We start from the raw sequence: 25,454 nt of genomic DNA, 5'->3' as shown, positions 1-25,454 counted from the left end.
CGGAAGGATGCACCCGGTGAAATGGTGGCTGTATCCGACGTTCGGTGCGCTTGCCTGCACCGTGTACTTCTTCGCTCCGGCCGGCGTGGTGTCGGAATCGATCTTCGTCGCCATCGGCGCATCCTCCCTGGTCGCGATGGCCATCGGGATCCGGGCGAACCGGCCTGCGTCGGCGCAGGCGTGGTGGCTCATCGCGGCGGGCTCCGGCCTGTGGGTGCTCGGTGACGCCGCATTCCTCTGGATCGGCCACACGACCGGGGTCGTTCCGTTGCCCTCGGCAGCAGATGGCATCTATCTCCTCGGCTACCCCGTCATGGCAGCCGGGCTGTACCTGCTCGTACACAGAGGATGGCGACGCGGCGAGCTGGGCCACGTAGCCAACAGCGCGATCGTCATGATCGCGTTCGGTCTGCTGATGTGGGTGTTCGTCGTCGACGTCGAGGCCGTGAACATCTCGACGACGGCGGGAATCCTCGGCGTGGTCTACGCGGCCATGGACCTGTATCTACTCGGATTGCTCGTGCACTTCGTCGGTGCCGTCCAATGGCAGAGCGCGTCGTTCCGGCTGCTGACCGCTGCCACGGTGGCTGTCCTGGTGGCCGATACCGCATCGAACGTCGCCGTGACGTCGCTGTCGGAGACCTCGCGCACCGCGCTCGACCTCGGCTACATCGCGTACTACGTTCTCGCCGGCACCGCCGCACTCCACCCGTCCATGCGGGCTCTTGCTCGCCCGGCGCCCAGGAGCGGCAGCGCCATCCATCTGGTGGCGTCGTTCAGCACCCCGACGGTCATCGTGTTGACGTTGGCGACGCTGACCGCACCTGCAGTCATGGGAATCCTCCTCGTCCGCGGTGCGCCCGTGCACCAGTGGGGGTGGGGTGTCGTGGTGTGCGCAACCGTGCTGGTGTGTCTGGTGTTCGTGCGAGTCGCCGAGCTGCTGCGACTGCTGCACGACCAGACCGAATCGCTGCGGACAGTCGCCACGACCGACACCCTGACCGGCAAGTACAACCGACACGGACTGCAGTCGTGGATGGAGTCGCCGAGTGCCCCTGCACTGCCACTGGCCCTGCTTCTGCTCGATATCGACCGATTCCAGGAGATCAACGACACGTTCGGTCGCGAGATCGGTGACGAGGTTCTGTGCGTCGTGGCCGACCGACTCGGCGCCGTGATCGGACGCCGAGGAGCAGTGGGACGCATCGGCGCGGACGAATTCGCCGTCGCGCTCCGGGCAGAGATGACGGACGCGATGACCGTCGCGCACGAGATGCACGCCACGCTGCGAAGACCCATCACCGTCCGTAAATCCACACTGCTCGTCGAAGCCAGCGTGGGAGTGGCGTGCGCGCAGAGCCTCGACGACCGATCCGACGTTCTGATTCGACATGCCGGGCTCGCCGTGCATTCGGCCAAGGCGGTGCAACCTCGCATCGCCCTGTACGACGCGTCGATGGACCGAGACAACAGCCGCCAACTCCTGCTGTTGAGCGAGCTCACCACGGCAATCGACACACACCAGCTCGAGGTGTACTACCAACTTCAGGTCGACCTGGCCACCATGGAGGCGACGAGCGTCGAGGCCCTCCTTCGGTGGAACCACCCGGACAGAGGAACGATCGAACCCGACCTCTTCCTTCCGATGGCAGAACGCACCGGTCTGATCCGACCTCTCACCGACTTCGTGCTGACCGAGGCACTGGCTCAACGACAGTTGTGGAGCCGCGATGGTCTCGAACTCGCCATGTCCGTCAACGTCTCGACACGAAATCTGATCGACACCACCATCGTCGGACAAATCAGGCGTTCACTGGCCGCCGTCGGAGCCCACCCGGAGATACTCACACTCGAGATCACCGAGACGGCAGCGATCGCAAATCCACTCGTTGCGATCGAATCGATGCGCCAACTCCGCGAACTCGGCATCACTCTGGCGGTCGACGACTACGGGACCGGATACAGCTCGTTGTCCTACCTGCAGCGATTACCGGTCCAGCAGCTGAAGATCGACAAGACGTTCGTGGCTCACATGCTCACCACACAGACGCACCGGGTCATCGTGCAGTCGACCATCGACCTGGCTCGGACCCTCGGCCTCACCGTCACGGCAGAAGGCGTCGAGGACATCGAGACTCTGCTCGAGCTGCGCAGGCTGTCCTGCACCACCGCGCAGGGTTACTATCTCGGACGTCCCGTTCCCGGTCACCGAATCCCTGCCTCCGTGGCCGCCCTGAACTCCGAGCTGAAGGACGTCGCTACCCGCCGATGATCGACAACCAGAAGATGTCCCTGTACGCCGCGATCGAGTCACGGCGAGACGTTCGCGCAGAATTCAGCGGCGAATGCGTCGATGATGCTGTGCTGCAGCGCATTCTGACCGCAGCACACCACGCGCCGAGTGTCGGAAACACACAGCCGTGGGATTTTGTCGTCGTCCGATCTCCCGAGACCCTCGGCGCGTTCGCGCGGCACGTCGAGCAGCAGCGAGAAGCCTTCGCCGATTCACTGCCCTCGGATCGAAAGGACACCTTCGACCCGATCCGCATCGAAGGCATCGAGACCAGCGGCACCGGAGTGGTCGTGACGTACGACCCGGCGCGCGGCGGAGAGCACATCCTCGGACGTGCGACCGTCGACGACACCGGCCTCTTCTCCGCCGTTCTGGCGATCGAAAATCTGTGGCTCGCAGCGGTCACCGAATCGATCGGAGTCGGGTGGGTGTCGTTCTACGACGAGGCCTACCTCACCGATCTGCTCGACATCCCCTGGCCCGTCCGGCCTATCGCATGGCTGTGCATCGGGCCCGTCACCGAATTCCAGCGCACCCCCGACCTCGAGCGGTTCGGCTGGAGAAGCCGACGAGACCTGTCCGAGGCCATTCACCACGAAAAGTTCGGTCGGCGCGACTGACTCACCACCCCCAGCTACCGGGAACGCCCTTGAACGGCCCGACTACATCGCTGGTGATCCAGCCCTCGTAGAACCCGCCCTCCTGCGGAGTCACCGGTTCGCCGTCGACCTCGCATTCGAGGCGGCTCGGCGAGAAGGCAAGATGCCCGGTGATCGGCAGGAACGCTGCGGTGGGATCCTCGTAGCTCCACGCGGCGCCCGCGCTCACCTCGCCCTCACCGTGCACGTCCCAGTACGTGGCCGCGCCCTTCCACTCGCAATGCGTAGCGGCAGCGGCCGAAGGTGACAGTGCACTCGGTGCGACATCGTCCCGCGGGACGTACCAGGTCGGCGGATGACTGGTCTCCAGTACCCGCCATGCATCACGCGTCTCGGCGACGAGTGCGCCGCGAAAACGTACCGTGATCAGGCGATTCGAATGTTCGAGCCGGGGTGGCCTCGGATAGTCCCACACCGATTCCTGCCCCGGCCCCGGAACCTCGGGGCTCACCGTACTCATCACTCGATAGTGCCACTCTCGGCGCCGGAGCGCCGTGGTCCCGGCGCGACAGCCGCGGACAGGGCCGAGCCGTCAGGGAGCATCGACGGGGTACAGATCGTCGGCTCGATCCTCGTCGAGAATCCAGCGGTCCACGTCTTCGAGCGGTTCGGCGACCGGCTCGGCGTGCCCGACAGTCGGTACATACGCCTGCGCCTTCGGGGTCACCGGAGCGGCTGCAGCAGCGGCGGTGTCGATCGATCGGAAGTGGTTCCAGGACAACGGCTCCACGTCGGTCTGCTCCGATGCCGACGGTTGTTCCCCTGATATCGGCTGTCCCCCTGTTATCGGCTGTTCCAGTGGTACCGGGTCGGGCGCGGAGTCCGCCGTCCGGGCCGGTATTCGCACCAGGATTCCCAGGCCGTGCGTTGCAGCAAGCAGACTCACCGGAGCAACCGTCGCGATCGCGGCGGACAACGCCGGGTGCAGGGTACCGGTATGAGAGATGAAGGCGTGCATCGCATTTGCTCCGATACTCACCAACGCGGCGATGACGAGCACCCACCAGAAGAAGCGCCTACCGCTGCGCTGGTCCTCGAAACCGGCAAGCGCGATGACCGAGATGGTGGCCTGCAAGATGGTGCCGTCGACGATGACGGGCCACAACCACGACAGATTCCTCGGGACGCCCGCCATGGTCGCCAGATCCCACAGCGCTGCGAAACTCAGCACGAACGATGCGATACCGATGACCGTGGTGATGACGACCGCGCTGACGAGCGTCGCACGTAGGACCTTGTTCATGAGACGACATCATGCAGGACCCCACCGACAGGTACGGATGCCGCGAAGAATCAGGCCGGTCGGGATGCGCCGCGGTAGTAGTCGGCGCGGTCGTGTGCCGACATGCCGCCCCAGACGCCGTACGGCTCGTTCACCGACAGGGCATGCGATCGACACTGCGCCAGAACCGGACACCTGCCGCACACGTCCTTGGCCTTCTGCTCCCGCATGGATCGGGCGCGTCCTCGCTCACCCTCGGGATGGAAGAACACCGAGGAGTCGTATCCGCGGCACAGACCGTCGAGTTGCCAGTCCCACACATCGGCATACGGGACTGGAAGTTCGACCGGCCGCGAGGGCGCACCCCTCACCATGGACTGTCACTTCGTTCGTGAACCGGCGCATGCACCGGTCGGCGCCACAGCGTCATTCGTCGAGCTTTCGCTCCAGTTCGGCGATGATTCTCGCCGCGATCTCGGCAGGCGGCGGACCGACGTCGACGACGATCGATTGCTCGTCGGGTTCGATCGGCTCCAGCGTCGTGATCTGAGTGTCGAGCAACGTACTCGGCATGAAGTGGTCCATGCGCACATTGAGACGGTCGCTGATCTGATTCCTGGTACCGGCGAGGTGTACGAAGACCACCTTGCCTTCCGAGCCTTTCGCAAGAACGTCACGGTAACTCCGCTTGAGGGCAGAGCAGGTCACGATTCCGGGTTCGCCGCTGCGGGTGTGCGCCCGAATCCACTCCGCGATGGTCTCCAACCACGGCCACCGATCCTCGTCGGTCAACGGATGCCCGGACGCCATCTTCGCGACGTTCGACGCCGGATGCAGGTCGTCGCCCTCCTGCAGATCCCACTTCAGTGCACCCGCCAGCATCCCCGCCACGGTCGACTTCCCCGATCCCGAAACGCCCATTATGACCAGAACCGGCTGCGCACTCTGCAATTCGGTCACGTCAGATCACCACTCCATGTCTTCGAGTTACGCACCAGGTCTTCGAGGTACGCACCAGGTCTTCGAGGTACGCACCAGGTCTTCGAGGTACGCACCAGCTGCGTACCCGGATGTTCCGTCACCATATGTCCGCGTCGGTGACCCGGCTCACTATCTCCAATAATCATACAAATTGCAAATTATTCTGCATTTCGTATGATAAATGCGAGCCGGGGTGCATGCACGGTCCGCGCGACTCAGGCGCGCGCGGGTGCTACACGCTGGAGAAACTCGACCTGATCGCCGACGACCCGCTCGAACGGCTCGCCGACGTAGATACCGAAATGACCGTCCGGGTAGACCACCACCTCACCGCGAGGGGCACGCTTGGCATGCCGGATGGTCGCCTTGGCGGGCGCAACGGTGTCCGACGCGCAGACGGAGAACATGATCGGGCAGGTCACCTTCGACGCGTACGCGCCCGGCCGGTGTATCGGAATGTGCAAGCCGACGCGTGCGAACACCTCGTTCCTGAACGGGGCACCCTCGGGAACGAGCGCCAGATACCCGGGCATCGCGTCCGGCGCGGACATCAACGCGGTCGATCCGGGCGGACCCGCGAGCGCGATCATGACCGGTTCACGGCCGAGCAGCGAGGAGAGACGGTCGGCGGCAGCCCGTGCCGTCACCCGCACTGCCGTCGACGGCCGCGTCGCCCAGGAGGAAGCTGGGCCGTCGGTGAACGGACACTGCGAGACCACCGCGGTGATGTCGCCGTCCCTGGCCGCCGCGATGATCACGTGGCCGCCGCCGAACGAGGTTCCCCACAGCACCACGCGGCCGGACCCGAGGGTGCGCGCAAACCCGATCGCGGCGGCCCAGTCGTCGAGCTGCTCTCCGATGTCGAGGAGCTGACGGGGTTCGCCTCCGCTGTCACCGAAGTGCCGATAGTCGAACACGAGGCAGGAATACCCCGCCGCGACGAATCGCTCGGCATACGCGGCCAGGCGCATCGACCGGACTCCGCCGAGACCGTGCGCCATCACGACGACCGGCGCACCCTCACGCCCCCGATAGTGCCACGCCGCGCACTCTGCCCCGCCTGATTCGAACCGTAGGTCGTCGCGATCGGTCATGGTCGCCCCCTGTACTGGTCTCTCTGGTACTGGTCTCCCCTGTACGCCGACGTTTCCTGCGCACCGCCCCTGCATTCGACAGTAGCGACAACAGAACCGTCTGGATACACGGCAAGCTGTCGAGATGCACGGGTGATCGAATCGCATGGCACGATCGAGCAGTGGTGGCCGAAGCGAACGTCGAGTTCCTGCAATTACACGATTCCGTACTCGAAAAACTGGGTCTGGGCATCGTGGGCGGCGCTGTGCCTGCGGGCACCCGCATTTCCGCCGATGACGTTGCGACGCGTTTCGAGGTTTCGCGCACGGTCGTCCGCGAGGTGGTTCGAGTGCTCGAATCCCTCGGCCTGCTGACCGTGCGCAGACGCGTCGGGATCACCGTTCTCGATTCCGAGCACTGGAATTCGCTCGACCCCCTCGTCATCAGGTGGCAACTCGCCGGCCCACGGCGCGCCGAGCAGCTACTGGTTCTCAGCGAATTACGTTCGGGGATAGAACCTTTGGCGGCTCGGCTCGCTGCTGCTCGCGCGACCCCTGCGCAGTGCGGAAAGCTGACCGCTGCCGTGATCGGAATGTCGGCCACCTCGCGGTCCGCGGACTCCGACGCCTATCTCGCCCACGATTCGGACTTCCACCGCACGCTGCTGGCCGCGTCGGGAAATCCGATGTTGCGCTCGATGTCCGACATCGTCGTCGAAGTGCTCGCCGGTCGAACCCGTCACGCGCTCATGCCGCATCAAGCCGATCCCGAGGCGATCCGCTTGCACGGCGCTGTCGCGTCTGCCGTTCAGGCAGGGGATGCCGCCGCGGCGGAGCAGGCGATGCTCGAGATCGTGAGCGAATCGACCGGCGCGATGCTCGCTACCGAGAACTCGACAGAATCAAGCCCGACGTAGGCACTCCCGTACCCGCGGTCACCAGCACGTTCTCCACGTCTTCGACCTGGTTGACCGACGTGCCGCGGATCTGACGTACACCCTCGGCGATGCCGTTCATCCCGTGGATGTAGGCCTCACCCAACTGGCCGCCGTGTGTGTTCAACGGGAGTCGTCCACCGAGTTCTATCGCGCCCCCCGAGATGAAATCCCTGGCCTCGCCGCGACCACAGAATCCGAGCTCCTCCAATTGCATCAACACGAACGGGGTGAAGTGGTCGTACAGAACAGCGGTCTGTATGTCCGACGGCCCGAGCCCGGCCTGGGCCCACAACTGATCTCCGACGAGCCCCATCTCCGGCAGCCCCGTCATCGCGTCGCGGTAGTAGCTGGTCATGATGTATTGATCGGCGCCGCTGCCCTGGGCTGCCGCGGTGACGACAGCGGCCGGATTCGGCAGATCCTTCGCCCGTTCGACGGACGTCACCACGATGGCGATGCCACCGTCGGATTCCTGACAGCAGTCGAGCAGATGCAGCGGTTCGGCGATCCATCGCGAATTCTGGTGGTCCTCCAGCGTGATCGGCTTGCCGTGGAAGAAGGCAGCGGGATTGGTCGCGGCATGCTTTCGATCGGCGACGGCGACGCGTCCGAAGTCCTCGCTCGTGGCGCCGTAGACGTGCATGTATCGGCGCGCGACCATCGCCACGAACGACGCGGGGGTTCCGAGCCCGTGCGGGTAGGACCACCCGGCGTCGATGCCCGACGACGTCGGCGCCTGCGCGAGATGTGATGCGACCTGTCCGAATCTGGCGCCCGAGCGCTCGTTGAATGCTCGATACGCGACGACGACGTCGGCTACTCCTGTCGCGACGGCCATCGCCGCTTGCTGAATCGTCGCGCACGCGGCCCCGCCGCCGTAGTGAATTCGACTGAAGAACTTGAGATTCGGGATACCGACTGCCCGCGCCACGGCGGTTTCGGTATTGGTGTCCATCGTGAACGAGGTGAGTCCGTCGACGTCCGCGGGTGCCAGGCCTGCGTCGTCGAGCGCTGCGGTGACCGCCTCGGCCGCGAGCCTCAGCTCGCTTCGACCGGAGTTCTTGGAAAAGTCCGTGGCACCGATCCCGACGATCGCGGCGCGACCGGACAATCCTGCCGACTGCCTACTCATGTCATCCTCACCCTCACGCCATCCTCACCCTCACGCCATCCTCACCCTCACGCCATCCTCACCCTCACGCCATCCTCACCGTCGCGATGATGTGGGCACCGAGCGAGTCGGTTCCGCGGACGTCCACGGTGATCTCGTCACCGTCGACGGCCGATACGGTCCCGCTCAATGTCAACGTGTCGTACGCGTACCACGGGACACCGAGTTTCAGTGCAATCGAACGCAATACGACGCTCGGCCCCGCCCAGTCGGTGACGAACCGCTGGACCAGTCCTGTGTCGGTGAGGATGTTGACGAAGATGTCCGTGGACCCGCGCTCGACCGCCTTGTCCCTGTCGTGGTGCACATCCTGAAAGTCCCTGGTGGCCAATGCCGTCGATACCACGAACGTCGGATCGGCGGTGATCTGCAACTCCGGCAGCAGGTCGCCGACTGCGGCGATCATCGGACCGGCTTCCATGCCGGGAGTGTCAGATCGTCGTCGATACGCAGATACTCGACCTCGACGTCGAGACCGACCTCCACCTCCGCGGGGTCGATGCCGCGCAGTTCCCCGAGCATGCGTACCCCTTCCTCCAACTCGACGAGCGCCACCACGAACGGCACGCTGCGGCCCGGCACCTTCGGTGCGTGGTGCACCACGTAGCTGAAGACCGTCCCCCGCCCGCTCGCGACGACGTAGTCGATCGGTTCCTCCTTGTCCTGCCAGATCGCCGGAATCGGCGGATGCCGCAGCGAACCGTCCCGCGTTCGTTGAATTCTCAGCTCCCCGGCCTGTGTTCCGTCCCAGAAGAATTCGGTCTCCTGTGAGACGACCGGCCGAATCTGTTCCTGCACCGATGATTCGGCAGCGGGTGCGAATTTCAGAACACGAAACAGCATCTCGGCAACGGGCTCGTCACCGACGTACCACGTGTTGCGCGTCGTGACGAACCACCCGAGCCCCAGTCCTGTCTTCTTCGGTCCGACAACGCCGTCGAGCCTCGTCGTGAACGTGAGTTCCTCTCCCAGCTGGAGGTAGCGGTGGTAGGTCTGTTCGCAGTTCGTCGCGACGATCGACGTGAATCCCGCGTCGTCGAGAATCCCCATCATGAGCCCGAGCGGATCGTCGGCGGTGCGACGGCCGTGCAGCCCTCCCATCGTCCAGACCTGCGCCATCGCCGGAGGTGCGACGACGCCTTTGTGCCCGGCGGCCTGTGCCGCGGCCGCATCGACGTAGATGGGATTGGCGTCACCGATCGCCTCGACCCAGTTGTTGATCATCGGCTGGTTGATCGGGTCCCGCCCCGCTCGAGGCGCGCATTCACCCGCTGCCTCGATGCGTTCCGCTGCCCGTTGGATCTCGTGCACGCTCATCGGATCACCCGCGGCAATCCGAGTCCCGACGTCGCGATCATCTCGCGCATCACCTCGTTGACCCCGCCGCCGAAGGTGATGACGAGATTGCGTTTGACCTGCTTGTCGAGCCACTCCGCCAGAGCGGCTGTGTCGGGGTCGGCAGGGTTGCCGTGCCGCCCGACCAGCTCCTCCGCGAGTCGGCCGACGCGTTGTATTCGCTCGGTGGCGAACACCTTCGTCGCGGAGGCGTCGGCAATGTCGACCGATTCGGCGGTACTCGATGCCACCTGCCAGTTGAGCAATTCGTTGACACGGAACGTCGCGTGAATCTCACCGAGAATGCGTCGGACATCGGGCTCGCCGAGCAGATCGTGGCTCTGTGCCCACGCGCGCAGTCGCTCGAACAGTCCGGCGATTCGACCCGCAGGACCCAGCATCACGCGTTCGTGGTTCAGCTGCGTCGTGATCAGAGCCCACCCGGCGTTCTCGTCCCCGACCCGCATGTCCACCGGCACTCGCACGTCGTTGTAGTAGGTGGCGTTGACGTGGTGTGCACCGTCGCACGTGATGATCGGAGTCCACGAGTATCCGGGATCGGTGGTGTCGACGATGAGCATCGAGATTCCTCGATGACGCGAATCGGCGGGTCCGGTACGGACGGCAAGCCAGATGTAGTCGGCGTCGTGACCGCCGGTGGTGAAGATCTTCTGCCCGTTCACGACGTATTCGTCCCCGCGGCGCACCGCCGTCGTACGCAACGACGCAAGATCGGTTCCGGCCTCCGGTTCGGTGTATCCGATCGCGAAATGAACGTCGCCGGCCAGGATCGCGCGCAAGAATTTCTTCTTCTGCACGTCGGTCCCGTACTTCTGCAGCGTCGGACCGACGGTCTGCAACGTGACCGCCGGCAGCGGAACATCGGCTCGCGCAGCCTCGTTCACGAATATCGACTGCTCCACGTCACCGAATCCGCGTCCGCCGAACTCTGACGGCCATCCGACCCCCAGCCACCCGTCGACTCCCATTCTCTTGACGATCCTGCGGTACGTCGGCCCGTGCCGCTCGGTCATCATGGTCTCGGCGTCGACTTCGCTGACGAGATCTGCGAAGTAGTGCCGAAGCTCTGCTTGCAACTTTCGCTGCTCCTCGGTGAGTTCGACGAACATCTACACCTCCACCAGATCGAGTCGCAGGGACGCACCGCCCACGAGTCGGGCGAGATCCTTTGCAGCCGAGTAGTACCGGTGCATCGGATAGGTGATGTCGACGCCGATGCCGCCGTGCAGGTGATGGCACACCTGCATCGCCGCAGGAAGTTCGGCTGCGATCCAGTAGGCGAGCACGTTTCCGTCGTCCTCGGAGCTTGTCGTGTGCGCCTGCCACGCTGCCGAGACTGCCGCGACGTGGATCGTCCGCGCGGTGACATAGACGTCGGCGATCTCACCCGCGACCGCCTGAAACGTCGCGAGAGGTTTGCCGAACTGGTGGCGGCCGGCCAGATGCGCGGCCGTCAGTTCGGCTGCGCCCGCGGCGAGGCCGTCGGCGACGGCACCGATCGAGGCAATCGCGAGCCGATGAAGTCCGCCGATGTCCTCGGTGACGAATTCACCTGCGGCTCGGTTCATCTCGACGATGTACTCGGGTTCGCCGCTGGAGGTAGGCGCCGGGGTCAGCCGAATCCCGTCGGCGTGCGGATCGACGAGAAAGACACCCGCCGATGTCGGTACCAGGATTCGGTGGGCCTGTTCGGCGTAGGCCACGGCAATTTTCGTACCGGTCACCCGGACGTCTCGACCATCGGAGACGGCTTCCGTCGCAGGCACCGCCGGAAACGGTGATCCCGGTTCCATCAGTGCCGCGGTCAGAACGGCTCCTGGCCGAACAACTCGCTGCACGAGCGCAGGATCGGCGAGTTCGACGAGCGGGATGATGCCGAAACCGATCGTGGCGAGCGCAGGACCGACCGCCGCGGCCCTGGCAAGTTCGGTGAGCACGACGGTCGCCTCCATCACGCCGAGTCCGTCGCCGCCGATCGCCGCAGGGAGCAGCATCGAGAACAAGCCTGCGTCGGACATCGCCGCGTGGAGGTCCTCGGGTTCCTTGGCGAGAAGACCGGTGACCATCTCGGCCACGGTCGTCTGAGTCGAATCTCTGGTGAAGTCCATACCTGCCCACCGTCGAAGGAAAGTTAGTAGAACGTGTTCTATTTTTAACACCTGGCAAAGGGATGCACCAGCCCCATGCGCGGAGAGTCCGTCGCGCATTCACCGCGGCAGACCGAGAATCCTCTCGGCGGCGACGGTGAGCAGGATCTGCGACGTGCCCCCGGCGATCGACAGGCACCGAGTCAGAAGCATCTCCTTCGCAAGCGGCCCCTCGACCGCGCCGGACGGACCCGCAGCCTCGAGCGCGAACTCGGCGAGATCCTGTCGGTGCCGCACGCCGACCAGCTTTCGGACGCTCGACTCGGCGCCGGGGTCCTGCCCGCCCAGCCGTCGGAGAGCCCCTCGCAGTTCGAGCAGCGAACCGACTTGCCCGTCGGCGACAAGAGCCCCCAGACGCTCCCCCATGACCCGGTCCCGGCTGCCCGCCGTCGCGGTGAGCACGTCCTCGAGCGCCGAGCCGAGCGCCGAGCCGTTGCTCATCGCCACCCGCTCGTTGGCGAGGGTCGTGCGCGCGAGCCGCCAGCCGCCACCCCGCTCGCCCACCATGCAGTCGTCGGGAACGAAGACGTCGTCGAGGAACACCTCGTTGAAGACCGAGTCTCCGGTGATCTCGCGCAGCGGTTCGACACGGATCCCCGGCGAGCGCATGTCGACGAGAAAATACGTGATGCCCTGATATTTGGAAGCCTTGTCGTGCTTGGAACGCTTGCCGTCAGCACTATCACGTTTCGGCACGTCATGGCCGGTGCGGGCGAGGCAGATGGCCCAGTCCGCTTCACGCGCCAGTGACGTCCAGACCTTGTGGCCGCGCAGTGTCCACCCACCGTCGACCTCGCGTGCCGTCGTCCGCAGCGAGGCGAGATCCGACCCCGCCTCGGGCTCGCTGAAGAGCTGACACCAGACGATCTCGCCGCGCAGAGTCGGACCGGCAAATCTGTCGATCTGAGCCGCCGTCCCGTGTTCGAGGATGGTCGGCACCGCCCACCAGCCGACGACCAGATCCGGGCTTTCCAGTCCCGCGGCAGCGAGTTCCTCGGCGTAGAGCAGCTGCTCGGCTGCTGTTGCATCCCGGCCGTAGGGCGCGGGCCAGTGCGGTGCGGCAAGACCCGAGGCAGCAAGAGCAACGGCGGGATTCTCGGCGGCGGCGATCTCACGAACCTCCGCTCGGACGGCTGCGCGCATCCTTTCGGCCACGCCGAGATCGACCCCGAGATGCCGTCGACACCCCGCCCGCGTCAGCTCGATCACCCGCTGCCGCCATCGAGCCGAACCTCCCGACAATTGCCTCGACGCCACTGCCCGACGGAGGTAGAGATGCGCGTCGTGCTCCCACGTGAAACCGATGCCGCCGAGCACCTGAATGCAGTCCTTCGCCGTGTCGACGGCTGCGTCGAGCGCGATCGTCGCAGCCACGGCCGCCGCCAGCGGCAATTCGTCCGGCGCCGAGTCGGCGGCGACGGCAGCATCCCACGCTGCTGCACCGGTCTTCTCGACGCGGCACAGCATCTCGGCGCACAGGTGTTTGATCGCCTGGAAGCTGCCGATCGGCGCGCCGAACTGCTCACGAACGGTGGCGTACTCGACTGCGGTCTTCAGACACCACCCCGCGATCCCCGACGCCTCGGCGGCGTGCAATGTCGCAGCGAGATCGCCCACGAACGAGAATTCGATGCCTCGGATGAGCGAATCTGCGGACACCTCGGCGCCTGCCACGGTCAGCCGACCCATCGGCACGGTCCGGTCGACACCCGGGAGCGCTTCGACCTTCAGCCCCGGTGCGGCGGCGGGGACGAGACACCACATCTGTTCGTCGTCGAGGTCGATCGGCAGCAACACCGAAACGCCGTCCGCCAACCCGGAGACGATGTCGACCTCGCCGTCGAGCAGCACGGATTCGCCGCGCCTCCTCGCCGCCACCGACGCGGGAGGTAACACCAGCGCGCACGGCTCGGACCCGTCGAGAAGCGGTTCGGCGTGGCCGCCGCCGCGCGCGAGCACCAGGGCTGCGACGGCAGTGGAGACCACCGGTCCGCCGACGAGTCCGGCTGCGGTCGCCTCGATCATCGCCGCGAGATCCGCGACGGTCCCCCCGGCGCCGCCGGCCGATTCTTCGACCGCGACGGAGAACAGTCCGAACTCGGCGAGCGCCGGCCAGAGCGTGCGCCACCCGGTCAGCTCGTCAGCGCGTAAAGTTTCAGTCGGCCGGGCAGAGGATACCCACGAACCGATGGACTTCTGGATGTCGCGTTGCTCCTCGGTCGTGGCAATCGTCACAGTGACTCCCCTGGTTCTCGAGATGACTTTTCCATCTAGAACGTGTTCTAATACGCTAGCTGGACAAGAGTCAAGGTGCGAAGGAAAACCAACGATGACCTCATCATCTCGGCCGGGTGCTCCAAGCCCCGCCGACAACAACGGTGTCCCCGCACCGACACCGACTGCTACTCCACTGAGGCCAGTGGGTGTGCTCACGGACGAGGATCTGAGCTCGAACGCGCAACGCGAACGACGAAAGCGAATCCTCGATTCGACTCTCGCCCTCGCATCCAAGGGTGGATACGAAGCCGTTCAGATGCGTGCCGTTGCAGAGCGCGCCGATGTCGCCGTCGGGACTCTGTACCGCTACTTTCCGTCGAAGGTGCACCTGCTGGTGTCGGCACTCGCACGAGAATTCGAGAAGATCGACTCCCGTCGCAAACTCCCACCCGGTCAGACCCCGCAGGAGCGGATGCACCTGATCCTGGGACAGATCACACGGGCGATGCAACGTGACCCACTGCTCACCGAAGCGATGACGCGCGCCTTCATGTTCGCCGACGCCTCGGCCGCCGCCGAGGTGGATCAGGTCGGCCGTCTGATGGATCGTTTGTTCGCCAAGGCGATGAGCGACGGCGAGCCAACGGAATTGCAACTCAGTATCGCTCGCGTCATCAGTGATGTGTGGCTGTCGAATCTCGTCGCGTGGCTGACCCGGCGATCCTCGGCCACCGACGTCGCCGCGCGCCTCGAACTCACCGTCGACCTTCTGCTCGGAGAGTCCAAAGCTCTCGACTGACACCTCGGCCCGGACCTCGGCCGGGCCGGTGTCCGGGTGAGCCGGATCGTCCGCCATCGAATAGATTCGAACCGTGACTGCTCTGGATCTGCCGCTCGAACTTCGCCGCGCCCTCATCGGGGTGGCCCGAACCCCCCGACTGCTCGTCACCTCCGACTACGACGGAACGATGGCACCCATCGTCTCCGATCCGGACAAGGCGTTTCCGCACGCGGAGTCGGTCAGCGCCATGCGCGGCTTGGCGACGCTCGCAGCCACCAATGCCGCCGTCATCTCCGGCCGCGCACTACGTGACCTGGCCACTCTGTCCAGACTGCCCGCAGAGGTCCAGCTCGTCGGAAGTCACGGCAGCGAGTTCGACGTCGGCTTCATCCACGCCATCGACGACACCGCCAAGCACCTGCTCTCGACCGTCTCGGACGAGATGAAGTCGATTGCCGCCCGATTCCCCGGCGTGACCGTCGAAACCAAGCCTGCCAGCGCAGCACTGCACGTCCGCAATGCCGATCCAGCCGACGCCGAGCGTGCTCTCGTCGCCGTCAGGGAAGGCGTCGCCATCCTCGAGGGCGTCCAGGTGACGGAAGGAAAGTCGGTCATCGAACTGGCCGTCATCGTCACCGACAAGGGCATCGCCCTCGATATTCTGCGTCATCAGGAAGGTGCCACCGCCGCGGTCTTCTTCGGCGACGACGTCACCGACGAGAAGGCGTTCGCGCGCCTGCACGGCCCGGACATCGGTGTCAAGGTCGGGACGGGCGACACCGCAGCGGAGTTCCGCATCGAGAGCACCGAACAGGTGTCGCTGGCCCTGGCGTTCCTTCTCCAGGAGCGTCGCCAGTGGCTCTCCGGTGCCGATGCACCCCGCATCGAGCGGCTGACGATGCTCGCCAGTCCCAACGCGGTCGCACTCGTCACGCCGGACGCGAAGATGACGTGGCTGTGCCATCCCGAACCCGATTCGGCGGCGATCTTCGCGCACCTGCTCGGCGGCGACGGCGCCGGCCACTTCAGCGTCGGACCGACACGGGCCGCACTCCCGCTGAGCCAGCAATACGTCGACGGAACCATGACGGTGCAGACCAAGTGGTCGAGCCTCCAGGTCACCGACTATCTGCCGCACGACGTCCTGAGCGGGCAGACCTCGCTCACCCGCGTCATCTCCGGCAAGGCCACGGCCGTGGTGTCGTTCGCGCCGCGCCCCGAGTTCGGCAAGGTGTGGGTCCGACTCGAACCCGAGGCGGACGGCCTGCGGATCTACGGCACCGCGGACCCGATGGTGCTGCGCAGCCCCGGCGTCAAGTGGAACATCGTCTCCGACGGCACCCAGCAGACCGCGCATGCAGAAGTCGACCCGTCGCATGGCCCGATCGTTCTCGAATTGCGGCTGGGCACCGAGGATCTGGGCCCGTCGGCACGCGAGGAGTCCGAGCGCCGCGCCGAGTCCGAGAGCTACTGGAAGGACTGGGTCGACGGGCTGTCGCTTCCACCGCTCAAGCGTGACCTGATGAAGCGTTCGGCGTTGACGCTGCGCGGGTTGGTGCACTCCGAATCCGGTTCGATCATGGCGGCAGCCACCACCTCGCTTCCCGAGGAAATCGGCGGCGTCCGCAACTGGGACTACCGCTACTGCTGGCTGCGCGACGCTGCCCTGACAGCATCCGCACTGGTCAGCCTCGGTTCGACGACAGAGGCCGAGAACTACCTGTCCTGGATCCACGGCGTTCTGCAGTCGGTTCCCGGACCGGAACGCCTGCATCCGCTGTACACGATCTGGGGTCTCGGACTCCCTCCCGAGGCCGTCATCGACGAGCTGCCCGGCTATGCCGGTTCACGACCCGTACGTGTCGGGAACGCTGCGAACCAGCAGGTGCAGCTCGATGTCTTCGGGCCGATCGTCGACCTGATCTCCTCGCTCGCCCACGCGCGCCAGGCCACGGGCCTCGACGGCAAAGAGGCGCTCTCCGAGGATGATTGGTCGCTCGTCCGGTCCATGGTCGAGGCCGTCGAACGTCGATGGTCCGAACCTGACCACGGCATCTGGGAGATCCGCGGCAACCCTCGCCACCACGTGTACTCGAAGGTGATGGGCTGGCTGACCATCGACCGCGCGCTCACTCTCGCGACGGCGTTCGACCGCGAGACCGAGCCGAACTGGTCCGCGCTGCGCGAGGAGATCCACGCCGAGGTGCTCGATCAGGGATGGAACGACGAGGTCCAATCGTTCACCGCCGCATACGACGGCACCGACCTCGACGCCGCCACTCTCCACATCGGACTCTCCGGGCTGATCGACCCGTCCGACCCCCGGTTCGCGGCGACCGTCACCGCCACCGAAGCCGAACTGCGCAGCGGTTCGACGGTGTACCGCTACCACCACGACGACGGGCTCCCCGGCGGGGAGGGCGGCTTCCACCTGTGCGCCGCCTGGCTCGTCGAGGCATACCTGCTCATCGGCCAGCGATCCGAAGCCGAGGCGCTGTTCACCCAGCTCGTCAGCGCAGCAGGTCCGACCGGTCTGCTCAGCGAGGAGTACGACCCCGTCGCCGAACGCTCTCTCGGCAACCACCCGCAGGCCTACAGTCACCTCGGATTGTTGCGCTGTGCGTCGTTGCTGAGCGCCTGAGCGCGGATCGCCGCCCCCGGATCGCCGGACTGCCGGATCGCCCGCCCCCGGATCGCTTGAATGGTCCTTTCATACGATCTGAGCGTATGAAAGGACCATTCAAGCGGTCATTCAGGAGACTCGAGCGTTCAGGGGACCCGAGCGTTCAGGAGACCCGAGCCGGCGGCGGTCCCGCAGTCCGACCCTTGACGAGTTCGGTCGGCAGGATTTCCGCCGCCATGATTCCCGAGTGCGACGTCGAGAGCAGTAGCGTGCCGGCGCGTCGACCCTTCTCTTCGGCGTCCTGCCGCACCGTGGTGACGTTCTCGCGGATGGCATCCTCGACGCCGTCGAATCCGGTGACAGTGAGCTGACGCGGCACGTCGATACCCGTCACCCTGGCGAAGTTCAGCGCACCGAGTGCTAGGACGTCGGTGGTGCACAGCAGGGCGGTCGTGTCGCGATTGGCCTGTAGCGCCTGCGCCGCCGCAGAATGCCCGGAGCGAGTGGTGTGCTCGAACCGCTCGACGACGGTCAGCGTCTCCGGATCGAGACCTGCCTCCGCCATCGCATCCTTGACGCCTGCGATGCGTTCACGCTGTACGTGGAAGTGACTGCTCGCGAGCCGGCCCGGCGGTACGACGCCATCTCGGCGGTCGCGTCCTAGCCGCATGCACAGCACGGCGATGTGCTCGTGGCCCAGTGCGACGACCTGGTCTGCGAGCATCTTCATCGCCGCTCGATCGTCGATGGCGACGAGTGCCGCCTCGGGCACACCACGCGGTTGGTCGCAGATGACGATCGGGAGGTGACGCTCCCGCACCGCGCGAAGGTACGGGTCGTCGTCGGCGACGGAGTAGACGACGAATCCGTCGACGCCTGCCTGTTGGACGACGGCTGCGGCCGCGGTGTCGTCGCGGTCGGGACCGGCGGGGATGAGCAGCAGCCCTTGACCTGCGGCCTCGCACGACTCAGCGAGGCCTGCGAGAAACGACATCGCGGCTGGATCGCGGAACGAGTAGCTCAGCGCCTCGGTCAGCAGTAGCCCGACGGCGCCTGCTTTGCGGGTACGCAGTGATCGAGCGACGGGATCGGGACCGGCGTACCCGCGACGCTTGGCGGCCATCAACACGCGTTCTCGCAGCTCAGGCGACAGCTGGTCGGGTCGGTTGTACGCGTTCGACACCGTGGTGCGGGACACCTTCAACTCGGCGGCGATGGACGCCAACGTAGCCGGGCGACGCGGCTCCCTCGACCTGGACATATGGGGACGTTAGCCGCAAAGGTCGCCGGAGTGAAAGTTGACCGATTCGATCGGCGGTCGAACAGTCGCTAGAGTACAACGGTAACGGTTTCCAATTGCATCTATTCGTCAGCTCCAAGGAGTTCCCCGTGCGACCCCTCAATCGAAATGTCACCGCCATGATCGGGCTGACCTGCGCCGCAGCACTCGCCCTCAGCGCATGCAGCTCCGACTCCGATGCTCCCGCGGGCTCGGCAGCGGCGACTGCCGTCGACGGGCCGATCACGATCGTCGCGTCGACCAACGTCTGGGGCAGCGTCGCCGAGGCGGTGGCAGGAGATCTGGCCACGGTCGACTCGATCATCGCCGACCCCTCCGCCGACCCGCACTCCTACGAGGCATCCGCAGGCGATGCGGCGAAGGTGGCCGAGGCGTCGCTCGTCGTCTACAACGGCGGCGGTTACGACGAGTTCATCGAGGACATCCTCGGTACCGAGGGCAAGAATGTGCCGTCGGTCAACGCATACGACCTGCTCGGCTCCGACCATGCACATGACGACGCAGCAGCACACGAAGACACAGCAGCCCACGAAGACACAGCCGGCACCGACGATACGGCCGGCACCGACGATACGGCCGGAACCGACGATACGGCCGGAACCGACGAGCCATCGGCCGACAGCCACAGCCACGGCACCGACAACGAGCACGTCTGGTACGACGCCGAAGTTGCCGCCGCGACAGCAGAATCCATCGCCGACACGCTCGGGCAGCTCGATCCCGAGAACGCCGCGCAGTACACCGCCAACGCCGAAGTATTCCACGATCAGGTTCACGCCATCACCGACGTCACCGCCACGATCGCCGCCGATCACGCTGCGGCGCCCGTCGCCCAGACCGAGCCCATCGCGCATTACCTGGTCCAGGAAGCCGGACTCGACGACAAGACTCCCGAGGATTTCGCGAACGCCATCGAGGAGGGCAACGATCCGTCACCCGCCTCGATCGCACAGACCCGCGATCTGTTCACCTCGAAGTCCGTTCAGGTCCTCGTCTACAACATCCAGACCGTCGACTCGGTCACCGAGGACATCCGGTCGACCGCCGAGGCCGCAGGCATCCCCGTCGTCGAGGTCACCGAGACTCTCCCCGAGGGCATGACGTACATCCAGTGGCAGACGAAGGCAGCGGAAGATCTTCAGGCCGCACTCTCGGCATCCTGAGTGGGTACCGCCCGAAGTGTGCTGGAAAGCTGTACGACATGTCTGCTGTAGAACTGCGTGATGCCGGCCTGGCATTCGGTGAACGCACGCTGTGGCAGAACCTCGACCTCACCGTGACGAGCGGTGAATTCGTGGCGATCCTCGGCCCCAACGGCTCGGGCAAGACCTCGCTGCTCAAGGTCCTGCTCGGCCAGAACCATCTGACCCACGGCACTGCCACCATCGCGGGTGAGCCGGTTCGACGAGGTCAATCCGGCGTCGGCTACGTCCCCCAGCAACGAAGCATCGACGACGGTCTGCCCCTGCGCGGCCGCGATCTCGTCGGCCTCGGCTGGGACGGTCACCAGTGGGGCATGGGCATCCGCGGGATGCGCGAGCGCAAGCGCATCGTGCAGAGCGCCATCGATCAGGTCGACGCCAACTCGTTCGCGGGTGCGCCCGTCGGGACCATGTCCGGCGGCGAGCAACAGCGGTTGCGCATCGCGCAGGCACTCGTCGGCGATCCGACTGTTCTGCTGTGCGACGAGCCGCTGCTCAGTCTCGACCTCGCCAACCAGCGACTCGTCTCAGGACTGATCGATCGACGACGACGTGAGCACGACACCGCGGTTCTCTTCGTCACCCACGAGATCAATCCGATCCTCCCGCTCGTCGATCGCATCGTCTACATAGTCGACGGCAAGTTCCGGATCGGGACGCCGTCGGAAGTGATGACCACCGAGGTGCTGTCGGAGCTGTACGGCACCAATGTCGAAGTCCTGAAGGTTCGAGGCCGACTCGTCGTCGTCGGCACCGGAGACTCGATCGACGCACTCGGCACGGCAGGTGCCCACCACCCCCCGATCGAGGATCCGGCATGAACGACAAGGTCATCGACGCCTTCTCCAAGATGTTCGACTTCAGCACCACCGCCAATCTGCTGAGCTACGACTTCGTTCAGCAAGCTCTGATCGCCGCTGCGATCCTCGGCCTACTGGCAGGCGCTCTCGGCCCGTTGATCGTCAGTAGGCAGTGGGCGTTCGCCGTGCACGGATCTTCCGAGCTGTCGTTGACCGGTGCGTCTGCGGCGCTTCTCGTCGGCGTCACCGTCGGGCTCGGTGCGATCATCGGCTCGGTCGTCGCGGCGGTCATGTTCGCATTGCTCGGCGCCAAGGCCAGGGACCGCGACTCCGTCATCGGCGTCATCATGTCCTTCGGCCTCGGACTCTCGGTCCTGTTCATCTGGCTGTATCCAGGCCGAACGGGAACCAGCTTCTCGCTGCTGATCGGCCAGATCGTCGGCGTCGGACAGAGCGGGCTGCAGCTGCTGTTGATCTGTGCGGTCGTCGTGCTGATCGTGCTGGCCGTCGTCTATCGGCCCCTCTTGTTCGCCAGCACCGACCCGGAGGTCGCCCTCGCCCGCGGCGTCCCGGTTCGCGGCTTGGCCGTCGTGTTCGCCGTGCTCGTCGGCGTTGCATGCGCTCTCGGTGTGCAGATCGTCGGCGCACTGCTGGTGCTGTCCTTGCTCATCACTCCTGCCGCTGCTGCCGCTCGGGTCACTGCAAGCCCCTTGAAGGCGACCGTGCTGTCGATCGTTTTCGCCGAAATCGCAGCAGTCGGCGGCATCCTGCTTTCCCTCGCCCCAGGCGTCCCGGTGTCGACTTTCGTCACCACCATCTCGTTCGTCATCTACCTGATCTGCCGCTTCATCGGATCTCGGCGCAAGGCGAACTCGGGACGGGTTCTGGCTACCTGAACTTCGCCTTCTGCTGCGGAATCGGCGTTGCTGCCGGGCGCGAGCTTTCGATCGTGCCCGGCCCGGCTGCAGGGCGCCTAAACTCGGGGCAATGCCTTCCATCGATATGAACTCGGACCTCGGCGAGAGCTTCGGAACCTGGAAGCTCGGTGACGACGACGCCATGCTGGCCATCGTCACCAGTGCGAACGTCGCATGCGGATTTCACGCCGGCGACCCGCGCACCATCCTCGACACATGCCGTGCGGCGGCCGAGAACGCCGTCCGCATCGGCGCACAGGTCGGCTACCGAGATCTCGCCGGTTTCGGCCGACGGTTCATCGACATGGAGCCGGCTGATCTGATCGCCGACGTCCTGTATCAAATGGGTGCACTCGACGGCCTCGCGCAGGCGTCGGGATCGGCAATCGCCTACGTCAAACCGCACGGCGCGCTGTACAACGCGATCGTGACGCACCGCGAGCAGGCACGAGCCGTCGTCGACGCAGTCCGAACCTACGATCCGACCCTGCCGGTCCTCGGGCTCCCTGGGTCTGCGTTCCTCGACGAAGCGCACAAGGCCGGACTCCGCACCGTCGCCGAAGCATTCGCCGACCGCGCCTACACGCCGTCGGGAGAGCTCGTGTCTCGCCGCGTGGACGGTGCCGTGCTGTCCGACCCCGCCGACGTCGCCCAGCGGGTACTCAGACTCGTTCGGGACGGCGTCGTGCAGGCGATCGACGGATCCACGGTCGCCGTCCGAGCCGAATCTGTATGCGTCCACGGCGATTCACCCGGCGCTGTCGAGATGGCACTGGCGATCCAGAAGATTTTGTCCGACAACGATATCGACATTTCTGCGTTCGTCTGATGATCTTTCACGATTGCGGAGATCGCGCACTGCTGATCGAATTCGCCGACCTCGCCGAGACGATGGCCTACTACCGCACCCTGCACGAGAACCAGCTCGACGACATCGAAGACCTCGTTCCCGCGGCTCGAACGATCCTGGTGCGCCACGGCGGCGATCGCGACCGCATACGTGCCTGGGCCGAGTCGACGAAGCCGTCCGACAACGCAATTCTGGCCGATTCGAAACCCGTTGTGGTCGAAGTGAAGTACGACGGAGACGATCTCGACGACGTTGCGCAGTTGACCGGCAAGTCGGTGGCCGAGGTGATATCGGCTCACACAGAGCAGATCTGGACCGTTGCGTTCGGCGGGTTCGCACCCGGGTTCGGATACCTCGTCGGCACCGACGACCGCCTGCATGTTCCACGTAGAACAACACCGCGTACGACGGTTCCCGCCGGTTCTGTCGGGCTCGCAGGCGAGTTCTCTGGAATCTATCCCCGCAGTTCGCCCGGCGGTTGGCAGCTCATAGGTAGCACCGACGCGGTGCTGTGGGACCCGGACCGCGACCCGCCCGCCCTGCTGCGGCCAGGAGTGTCCATACGGTTCGAGCAGCGATGAGCTCACTCGAGATCATCTCCCCAGGCCCACTGTGCACGGTGCAGGACCGGGGCCGCGTCGGATATTCGTCCATCGGCGTCGGGCGGTCCGGTGCCGCGGATGTTCGCTCGCACGACACCGCAAATCGGTTGGTGGGAAACCACATCGACGCCGCAACACTCGAAGCGACGATGGGTGGGTTGCGCATCCGTGCACGCGGGACCGTCGTCCTCGCGGTGACGGGCGCCGACGGTGAGATCTCGGTGAACGGCACTCCGAACGCAACGTACAACACTCTCCACCTTGTCGACGGTGACGAATTGACAGTGGGTACACCCACTTCGGCACTTCGGACTTACATTGCGGTGCGCGGCGGCATCGACGTCGAACCGGTTCTGGGCAGCAGGTCGACGGACACGATGTCCGGCCTTGGGCCCACCCAGCTGTCCCCCGGCGATCTCGTGCCCATCGGAGAGGATGTAGCCGAATGGCCTGCAGCGGACTTCGCGCCGCCGCCGATACATGCTGACCCGTTCGTTCACGTTGTACTCGGCCCGCGCGCCGACTGGTTCACCGATCCGACCGCTCTGCTGAATCGGAGTTGGTCGGTGACAGCTGATTCCAATCGCGTCGGCATCAGGCTGGACGGCGATACCACATTGACCCGGTCTGTCGCAGACGAATTACCCAGCGAGGGAATGGTTCCCGGAGCACTGCAGGTACCACCCGACGGCAAGCCAGTCGCGTTTCTGGCCGACCATCCGGTGACCGGCGGCTACCCGGTCATCGGTGTAGTGGTCACCGCGGACCTGCCGATCCTCGGCCAACTGCGCCCCGGTGACACCGTGCTCTTCCGTCTCTGACCCGCTCGGCGCTGACACAAGAATAGATTTGGACCCAGCGCACGACTGTAGGCGGCACATGTGATGCTCTGTGCCGCTCCTGGCGTCTCAGGCCCCCTGCGCGGAGCCCCACCCGCGGGGCGCAAGGGACGACAAGCCCCCTACGCCCCGCGGTCAGGCAGGCGGTGGTACGCCCGGCTCCGACCCGCAGGTCCCAGGCCCATCAGACTTGTCCGATCCTGCACTGCCCGATCCTGCGCTGTCGGAAGCTGTGATGTTCGATCCTGCGCTGTTCGATCCTGCGCTGTTCGATCCTGCGCCGTTCCATCCTGCGCTGTCCGATCCTGCGCTGTTCGATCCTGCGCTGTTCGATCCTGGGTTGTTCGATCGTGCGCCGTTCGATCCTGCGTTGTCGGAAGCTGTGTTGTTAGGTCCTGTCCCGCCCCAGAATCCACTGTCCCGCGCTTGCCCGCCCTGCGCCTGCCTGCCCTGCGCCTGCCTGCCCTGCGCCTGCCTGCCCTGCGCCGCTGCGTCCTGCGCTGCCCGGTCTTTCGGCACCTGCACCGACCCCGCCCCGGACTGCGCAGAATAGATGTACTCGTTCGGATGATGAAAATGATTGACCCGACCCCGACGAGAAGGATCCACCGACACCGGAGCATGCCACAACGTACGACCCGGATACTCATGACCCGGACCCGCCTTCGTCGTCGCCCACTGACCATCACCCGAACCCACCCACCCATGATGCTCATCGCACCCGAACGTCAACGAATCGATATCAGTATTCCCACCCCCCACCCACTCATCGATGTGATGCACCTGCGACCACGACGCCGGCCGAGAACACCCCGGAAAACTGCACCCCCGATCCGAAGCAATCAACACCAACCGCTGATCCGCCGACGCAATCCGCTTCGACCGCCCCAAATACAACGGCCGACCATCATCATCGAAAATCACCAAATAATGATGCGCATGCGAGGCCATCCGAATCGCATCCCGCATCCGCACCAACGACCCCGTCGCCGTCACCGCATGCCCCGACGCCGACTCCAACTCCCTCAACGTCATCGACACCACCGCCGTCACCGGCAACCCCCGATGCTGCCCCAACCGACCCGACGCCAACATCGCCCGCACAATCACCTTCAACGCATCATGCTGACGCCGCCCCTGCCCCCGCCGATCCCGCCCCGCCCGCACCACAGCATCATCATCACCGCCACCAGGCGAACCATCCGAACTGCCACCGCCGGGACCGTCGCTGCCAGAACCCCCGCCGTCTGGGTCGGGACTGTCGCCGGGCTCGTCTGGGTTGTCGGGGTCGTCGAACAAGGTCGGCCCACCCCGACCGCCGCTACCGCTACTACTGGTGTCGCTACTACTGCTACTACTACTGTCGCTGCTGTCGGTATCGGTGTCGCTGCTGTCGGTGTCGGTGTCGGGTTCGTCGACGACCGGCGACGCATCCGCCGGATTACACATCCCAGGCTTGGCGAACTTCGCGAACGCCGCATCC

23 protein-coding genes and 1 pseudogene are annotated in these 25,454 nt (G+C 65.5%); 11 read left to right on the top strand and 13 right to left on the bottom strand.

Annotated features, from left to right (window positions below):
- Positions 1 to 16 precede the first annotated feature (16 nt).
- Entirely contained in the window at positions 17 to 2,272 is a 2,256-nt protein-coding gene (locus tag RY1_RS11895; protein ID WP_072804015.1) for a putative bifunctional diguanylate cyclase/phosphodiesterase, read from the top strand.
- On the top strand, positions 2,269 to 2,913 hold the full coding sequence (bluB, locus tag RY1_RS11890) for a 5,6-dimethylbenzimidazole synthase (RefSeq protein WP_072803792.1): 645 nt from the start codon (positions 2,269 to 2,271) through the stop codon (positions 2,911 to 2,913). Before RY1_RS11895 ends, bluB begins: the two co-directional genes overlap by 4 nt.
- A gap of 1 nt (position 2,914) precedes the next feature.
- Here bluB and RY1_RS11885 read toward each other — a convergent pair whose 3' ends face one another.
- The 5 genes from RY1_RS11885 to RY1_RS11865 form a co-directional block, all read right to left on the bottom strand.
- A complete protein-coding gene (locus RY1_RS11885; protein ID WP_072803791.1) occupies positions 2,915 to 3,412 on the bottom strand; it encodes a DUF427 domain-containing protein in 498 nt (165 codons plus the stop codon).
- A gap of 72 nt (positions 3,413 to 3,484) precedes the next feature.
- Complete coding sequence (locus tag RY1_RS11880; RefSeq protein ID WP_072803790.1) at positions 3,485 to 4,195, bottom strand: DUF2637 domain-containing protein; 711 nt, start codon at positions 4,193 to 4,195, stop codon at positions 3,485 to 3,487.
- Positions 4,196 to 4,245: 50 nt separating this feature from the next.
- On the bottom strand, positions 4,246 to 4,548 hold the full coding sequence (locus tag RY1_RS11875; RefSeq protein WP_072803789.1) for a WhiB family transcriptional regulator: 303 nt from the start codon (positions 4,546 to 4,548) through the stop codon (positions 4,246 to 4,248).
- Between the two features lie 52 nt (positions 4,549 to 4,600).
- Positions 4,601 to 5,095 (bottom strand): gluconokinase, encoded by a 495-nt coding sequence (locus RY1_RS11870; protein ID WP_072804014.1) that lies wholly within the window; start codon positions 5,093 to 5,095, stop codon positions 4,601 to 4,603.
- 275 nt (positions 5,096 to 5,370) lie between these two features.
- Complete coding sequence (locus RY1_RS11865; RefSeq protein WP_072803788.1) at positions 5,371 to 6,249, bottom strand: alpha/beta hydrolase; 879 nt, start codon at positions 6,247 to 6,249, stop codon at positions 5,371 to 5,373.
- 161 nt (positions 6,250 to 6,410) lie between these two features.
- Here RY1_RS11865 and RY1_RS11860 point away from each other — a divergent pair, with 161 nt between their 5' ends.
- A complete protein-coding gene (locus RY1_RS11860) occupies positions 6,411 to 7,145 on the top strand; it encodes a FadR/GntR family transcriptional regulator (protein ID WP_072803787.1) in 735 nt (244 codons plus the stop codon).
- On the opposite strand, the gene RY1_RS11855 is transcribed toward RY1_RS11860, so the two are convergent.
- The 6 genes from RY1_RS11855 to RY1_RS11830 all read right to left on the bottom strand — a co-directional run bounded on the left by RY1_RS11855 (position 7,111) and on the right by RY1_RS11830 (position 14,075).
- The gene (locus tag RY1_RS11855; protein ID WP_072803786.1) at positions 7,111 to 8,298 is read right to left on the bottom strand and encodes a lipid-transfer protein; all 1,188 of its coding nucleotides are present in this window, start codon (positions 8,296 to 8,298) and stop codon (positions 7,111 to 7,113) included. The two genes, RY1_RS11860 and RY1_RS11855, sit on opposite strands and share 35 nt — an antisense overlap.
- A 64-nt stretch (positions 8,299 to 8,362) precedes the next feature.
- A complete protein-coding gene (locus RY1_RS11850; protein WP_281249970.1) occupies positions 8,363 to 8,758 on the bottom strand; it encodes a MaoC family dehydratase in 396 nt (131 codons plus the stop codon).
- The gene (locus RY1_RS11845) at positions 8,740 to 9,654 is read right to left on the bottom strand and encodes a bifunctional MaoC family dehydratase N-terminal/OB-fold nucleic acid binding domain-containing protein (RefSeq protein ID WP_072803785.1); all 915 of its coding nucleotides are present in this window, start codon (positions 9,652 to 9,654) and stop codon (positions 8,740 to 8,742) included. The genes RY1_RS11850 and RY1_RS11845 overlap by 19 nt, the downstream gene beginning before the upstream one ends.
- Positions 9,651 to 10,802 carry an acyl-CoA dehydrogenase family protein gene (locus RY1_RS11840; RefSeq protein WP_072803784.1) on the bottom strand — a complete coding sequence of 384 codons (1,152 nt, stop codon included), beginning with the start codon at positions 10,800 to 10,802 and terminating at the stop codon, positions 9,651 to 9,653. The genes RY1_RS11845 and RY1_RS11840 overlap by 4 nt, the downstream gene beginning before the upstream one ends.
- Positions 10,803 to 11,801, bottom strand: a complete 999-nt coding sequence (locus RY1_RS11835) for an acyl-CoA dehydrogenase family protein (RefSeq protein WP_072803783.1) — start codon at positions 11,799 to 11,801, stop codon at positions 10,803 to 10,805. It lies immediately after the preceding gene.
- Positions 11,802 to 11,900: 99 nt separating this feature from the next.
- The gene (locus RY1_RS11830; RefSeq protein WP_072803782.1) at positions 11,901 to 14,075 is read right to left on the bottom strand and encodes an acyl-CoA dehydrogenase family protein; all 2,175 of its coding nucleotides are present in this window, start codon (positions 14,073 to 14,075) and stop codon (positions 11,901 to 11,903) included.
- Positions 14,076 to 14,169: 94 nt separating this feature from the next.
- Between RY1_RS11830 and kstR the strand changes: the two genes are divergently transcribed.
- Together kstR and otsB are read left to right on the top strand one after the other, a co-directional pair.
- On the top strand, positions 14,170 to 14,856 hold the full coding sequence (gene kstR / locus RY1_RS11825) for a cholesterol catabolism transcriptional regulator KstR (protein ID WP_072803781.1): 687 nt from the start codon (positions 14,170 to 14,172) through the stop codon (positions 14,854 to 14,856).
- A 73-nt stretch (positions 14,857 to 14,929) separates the two neighbouring features.
- Positions 14,930 to 17,479 (top strand): trehalose-phosphatase, encoded by a 2,550-nt coding sequence (gene otsB / locus RY1_RS11820; RefSeq protein WP_072803780.1) that lies wholly within the window; start codon positions 14,930 to 14,932, stop codon positions 17,477 to 17,479.
- Between the two features lie 145 nt (positions 17,480 to 17,624).
- Here otsB and RY1_RS11815 read toward each other — a convergent pair whose 3' ends face one another.
- Entirely contained in the window at positions 17,625 to 18,722 is a 1,098-nt protein-coding gene (locus tag RY1_RS11815; RefSeq protein WP_072803779.1) for a LacI family DNA-binding transcriptional regulator, read from the bottom strand.
- 158 nt (positions 18,723 to 18,880) lie between these two features.
- Here RY1_RS11815 and RY1_RS11810 point away from each other — a divergent pair, with 158 nt between their 5' ends.
- The 6 genes from RY1_RS11810 (at position 18,881) to RY1_RS11785 (ending at position 23,953) form a co-directional block, all read left to right on the top strand.
- Positions 18,881 to 19,924, top strand: coding sequence for a metal ABC transporter solute-binding protein, Zn/Mn family (locus tag RY1_RS11810; protein WP_072803778.1), 1,044 nt, complete (start codon positions 18,881 to 18,883; stop codon positions 19,922 to 19,924).
- A gap of 38 nt (positions 19,925 to 19,962) precedes the next feature.
- Entirely contained in the window at positions 19,963 to 20,784 is an 822-nt protein-coding gene (locus tag RY1_RS11805) for a metal ABC transporter ATP-binding protein (protein WP_072803777.1), read from the top strand.
- Complete coding sequence (locus RY1_RS11800; protein WP_072803776.1) at positions 20,781 to 21,659, top strand: metal ABC transporter permease; 879 nt, start codon at positions 20,781 to 20,783, stop codon at positions 21,657 to 21,659. The genes RY1_RS11805 and RY1_RS11800 overlap by 4 nt, the downstream gene beginning before the upstream one ends.
- A 91-nt stretch (positions 21,660 to 21,750) precedes the next feature.
- Positions 21,751 to 22,509 (top strand): LamB/YcsF family protein, encoded by a 759-nt coding sequence (locus RY1_RS11795; RefSeq protein WP_072803775.1) that lies wholly within the window; start codon positions 21,751 to 21,753, stop codon positions 22,507 to 22,509.
- On the top strand, positions 22,509 to 23,111 hold the full coding sequence (locus RY1_RS11790) for a 5-oxoprolinase subunit B family protein (protein WP_072803774.1): 603 nt from the start codon (positions 22,509 to 22,511) through the stop codon (positions 23,109 to 23,111). The genes RY1_RS11795 and RY1_RS11790 overlap by 1 nt, the downstream gene beginning before the upstream one ends.
- Positions 23,108 to 23,953: a 5-oxoprolinase subunit C family protein gene (locus RY1_RS11785; protein WP_072803773.1), complete on the top strand. Its 846-nt coding sequence runs from the start codon at positions 23,108 to 23,110 to the stop codon at positions 23,951 to 23,953. Before RY1_RS11790 ends, RY1_RS11785 begins: the two co-directional genes overlap by 4 nt.
- 570 nt (positions 23,954 to 24,523) lie before the next feature.
- Here the strand turns inward: RY1_RS11785 and RY1_RS11780 are convergent.
- A pseudogene (locus RY1_RS11780) lies at positions 24,524 to 25,454 on the bottom strand (HNH endonuclease signature motif containing protein); the annotation flags it as partial.

It is taken from the genome of Rhodococcus yunnanensis NBRC 103083 (assembly GCF_001895005.1).
Classification (GTDB): domain Bacteria; phylum Actinomycetota; class Actinomycetes; order Mycobacteriales; family Mycobacteriaceae; genus Rhodococcoides; species Rhodococcoides yunnanense.
The sequence above is the reverse complement of the archived record's forward strand: the minus strand, read 5'-3'. Positions and strand labels throughout refer to the sequence as shown.

Bases quoted from the DNA above. Each gene is read 5' to 3' on its own strand.
- bluB (WP_072803792.1), top strand. From the start codon at position 2,269: ATGATCGACAACCAGAAGATGTCCCTGTACGCCGCGATCGAGTCACGG.
- RY1_RS11885 (WP_072803791.1), bottom strand. From the start codon at position 3,412: ATGAGTACGGTGAGCCCCGAGGTTCCGGGGCCGGGGCAGGAATCGGTG.
- RY1_RS11880 (WP_072803790.1), bottom strand. From the start codon at position 4,195: ATGAACAAGGTCCTACGTGCGACGCTCGTCAGCGCGGTCGTCATCACC.
- RY1_RS11875 (WP_072803789.1), bottom strand. From the start codon at position 4,548: ATGGTGAGGGGTGCGCCCTCGCGGCCGGTCGAACTTCCAGTCCCGTAT.
- RY1_RS11870 (WP_072804014.1), bottom strand. From the start codon at position 5,095: ATGGGCGTTTCGGGATCGGGGAAGTCGACCGTGGCGGGGATGCTGGCG.
- RY1_RS11865 (WP_072803788.1), bottom strand. From the start codon at position 6,249: ATGACCGATCGCGACGACCTACGGTTCGAATCAGGCGGGGCAGAGTGC.
- RY1_RS11855 (WP_072803786.1), bottom strand. From the start codon at position 8,298: ATGAGTAGGCAGTCGGCAGGATTGTCCGGTCGCGCCGCGATCGTCGGG.
- RY1_RS11850 (WP_281249970.1), bottom strand. From the start codon at position 8,758: ATGGAAGCCGGTCCGATGATCGCCGCAGTCGGCGACCTGCTGCCGGAG.
- RY1_RS11845 (WP_072803785.1), bottom strand. From the start codon at position 9,654: ATGAGCGTGCACGAGATCCAACGGGCAGCGGAACGCATCGAGGCAGCG.
- RY1_RS11840 (WP_072803784.1), bottom strand. From the start codon at position 10,802: ATGTTCGTCGAACTCACCGAGGAGCAGCGAAAGTTGCAAGCAGAGCTT.
- RY1_RS11835 (WP_072803783.1), bottom strand. From the start codon at position 11,801: ATGGACTTCACCAGAGATTCGACTCAGACGACCGTGGCCGAGATGGTC.
- kstR (WP_072803781.1), top strand. From the start codon at position 14,170: ATGACCTCATCATCTCGGCCGGGTGCTCCAAGCCCCGCCGACAACAAC.
- RY1_RS11815 (WP_072803779.1), bottom strand. From the start codon at position 18,722: ATGTCCAGGTCGAGGGAGCCGCGTCGCCCGGCTACGTTGGCGTCCATC.
- RY1_RS11810 (WP_072803778.1), top strand. From the start codon at position 18,881: ATGATCGGGCTGACCTGCGCCGCAGCACTCGCCCTCAGCGCATGCAGC.
- RY1_RS11805 (WP_072803777.1), top strand. From the start codon at position 19,963: ATGTCTGCTGTAGAACTGCGTGATGCCGGCCTGGCATTCGGTGAACGC.
- RY1_RS11800 (WP_072803776.1), top strand. From the start codon at position 20,781: ATGAACGACAAGGTCATCGACGCCTTCTCCAAGATGTTCGACTTCAGC.
- RY1_RS11795 (WP_072803775.1), top strand. From the start codon at position 21,751: ATGCCTTCCATCGATATGAACTCGGACCTCGGCGAGAGCTTCGGAACC.
- RY1_RS11790 (WP_072803774.1), top strand. From the start codon at position 22,509: ATGATCTTTCACGATTGCGGAGATCGCGCACTGCTGATCGAATTCGCC.
- RY1_RS11785 (WP_072803773.1), top strand. From the start codon at position 23,108: ATGAGCTCACTCGAGATCATCTCCCCAGGCCCACTGTGCACGGTGCAG.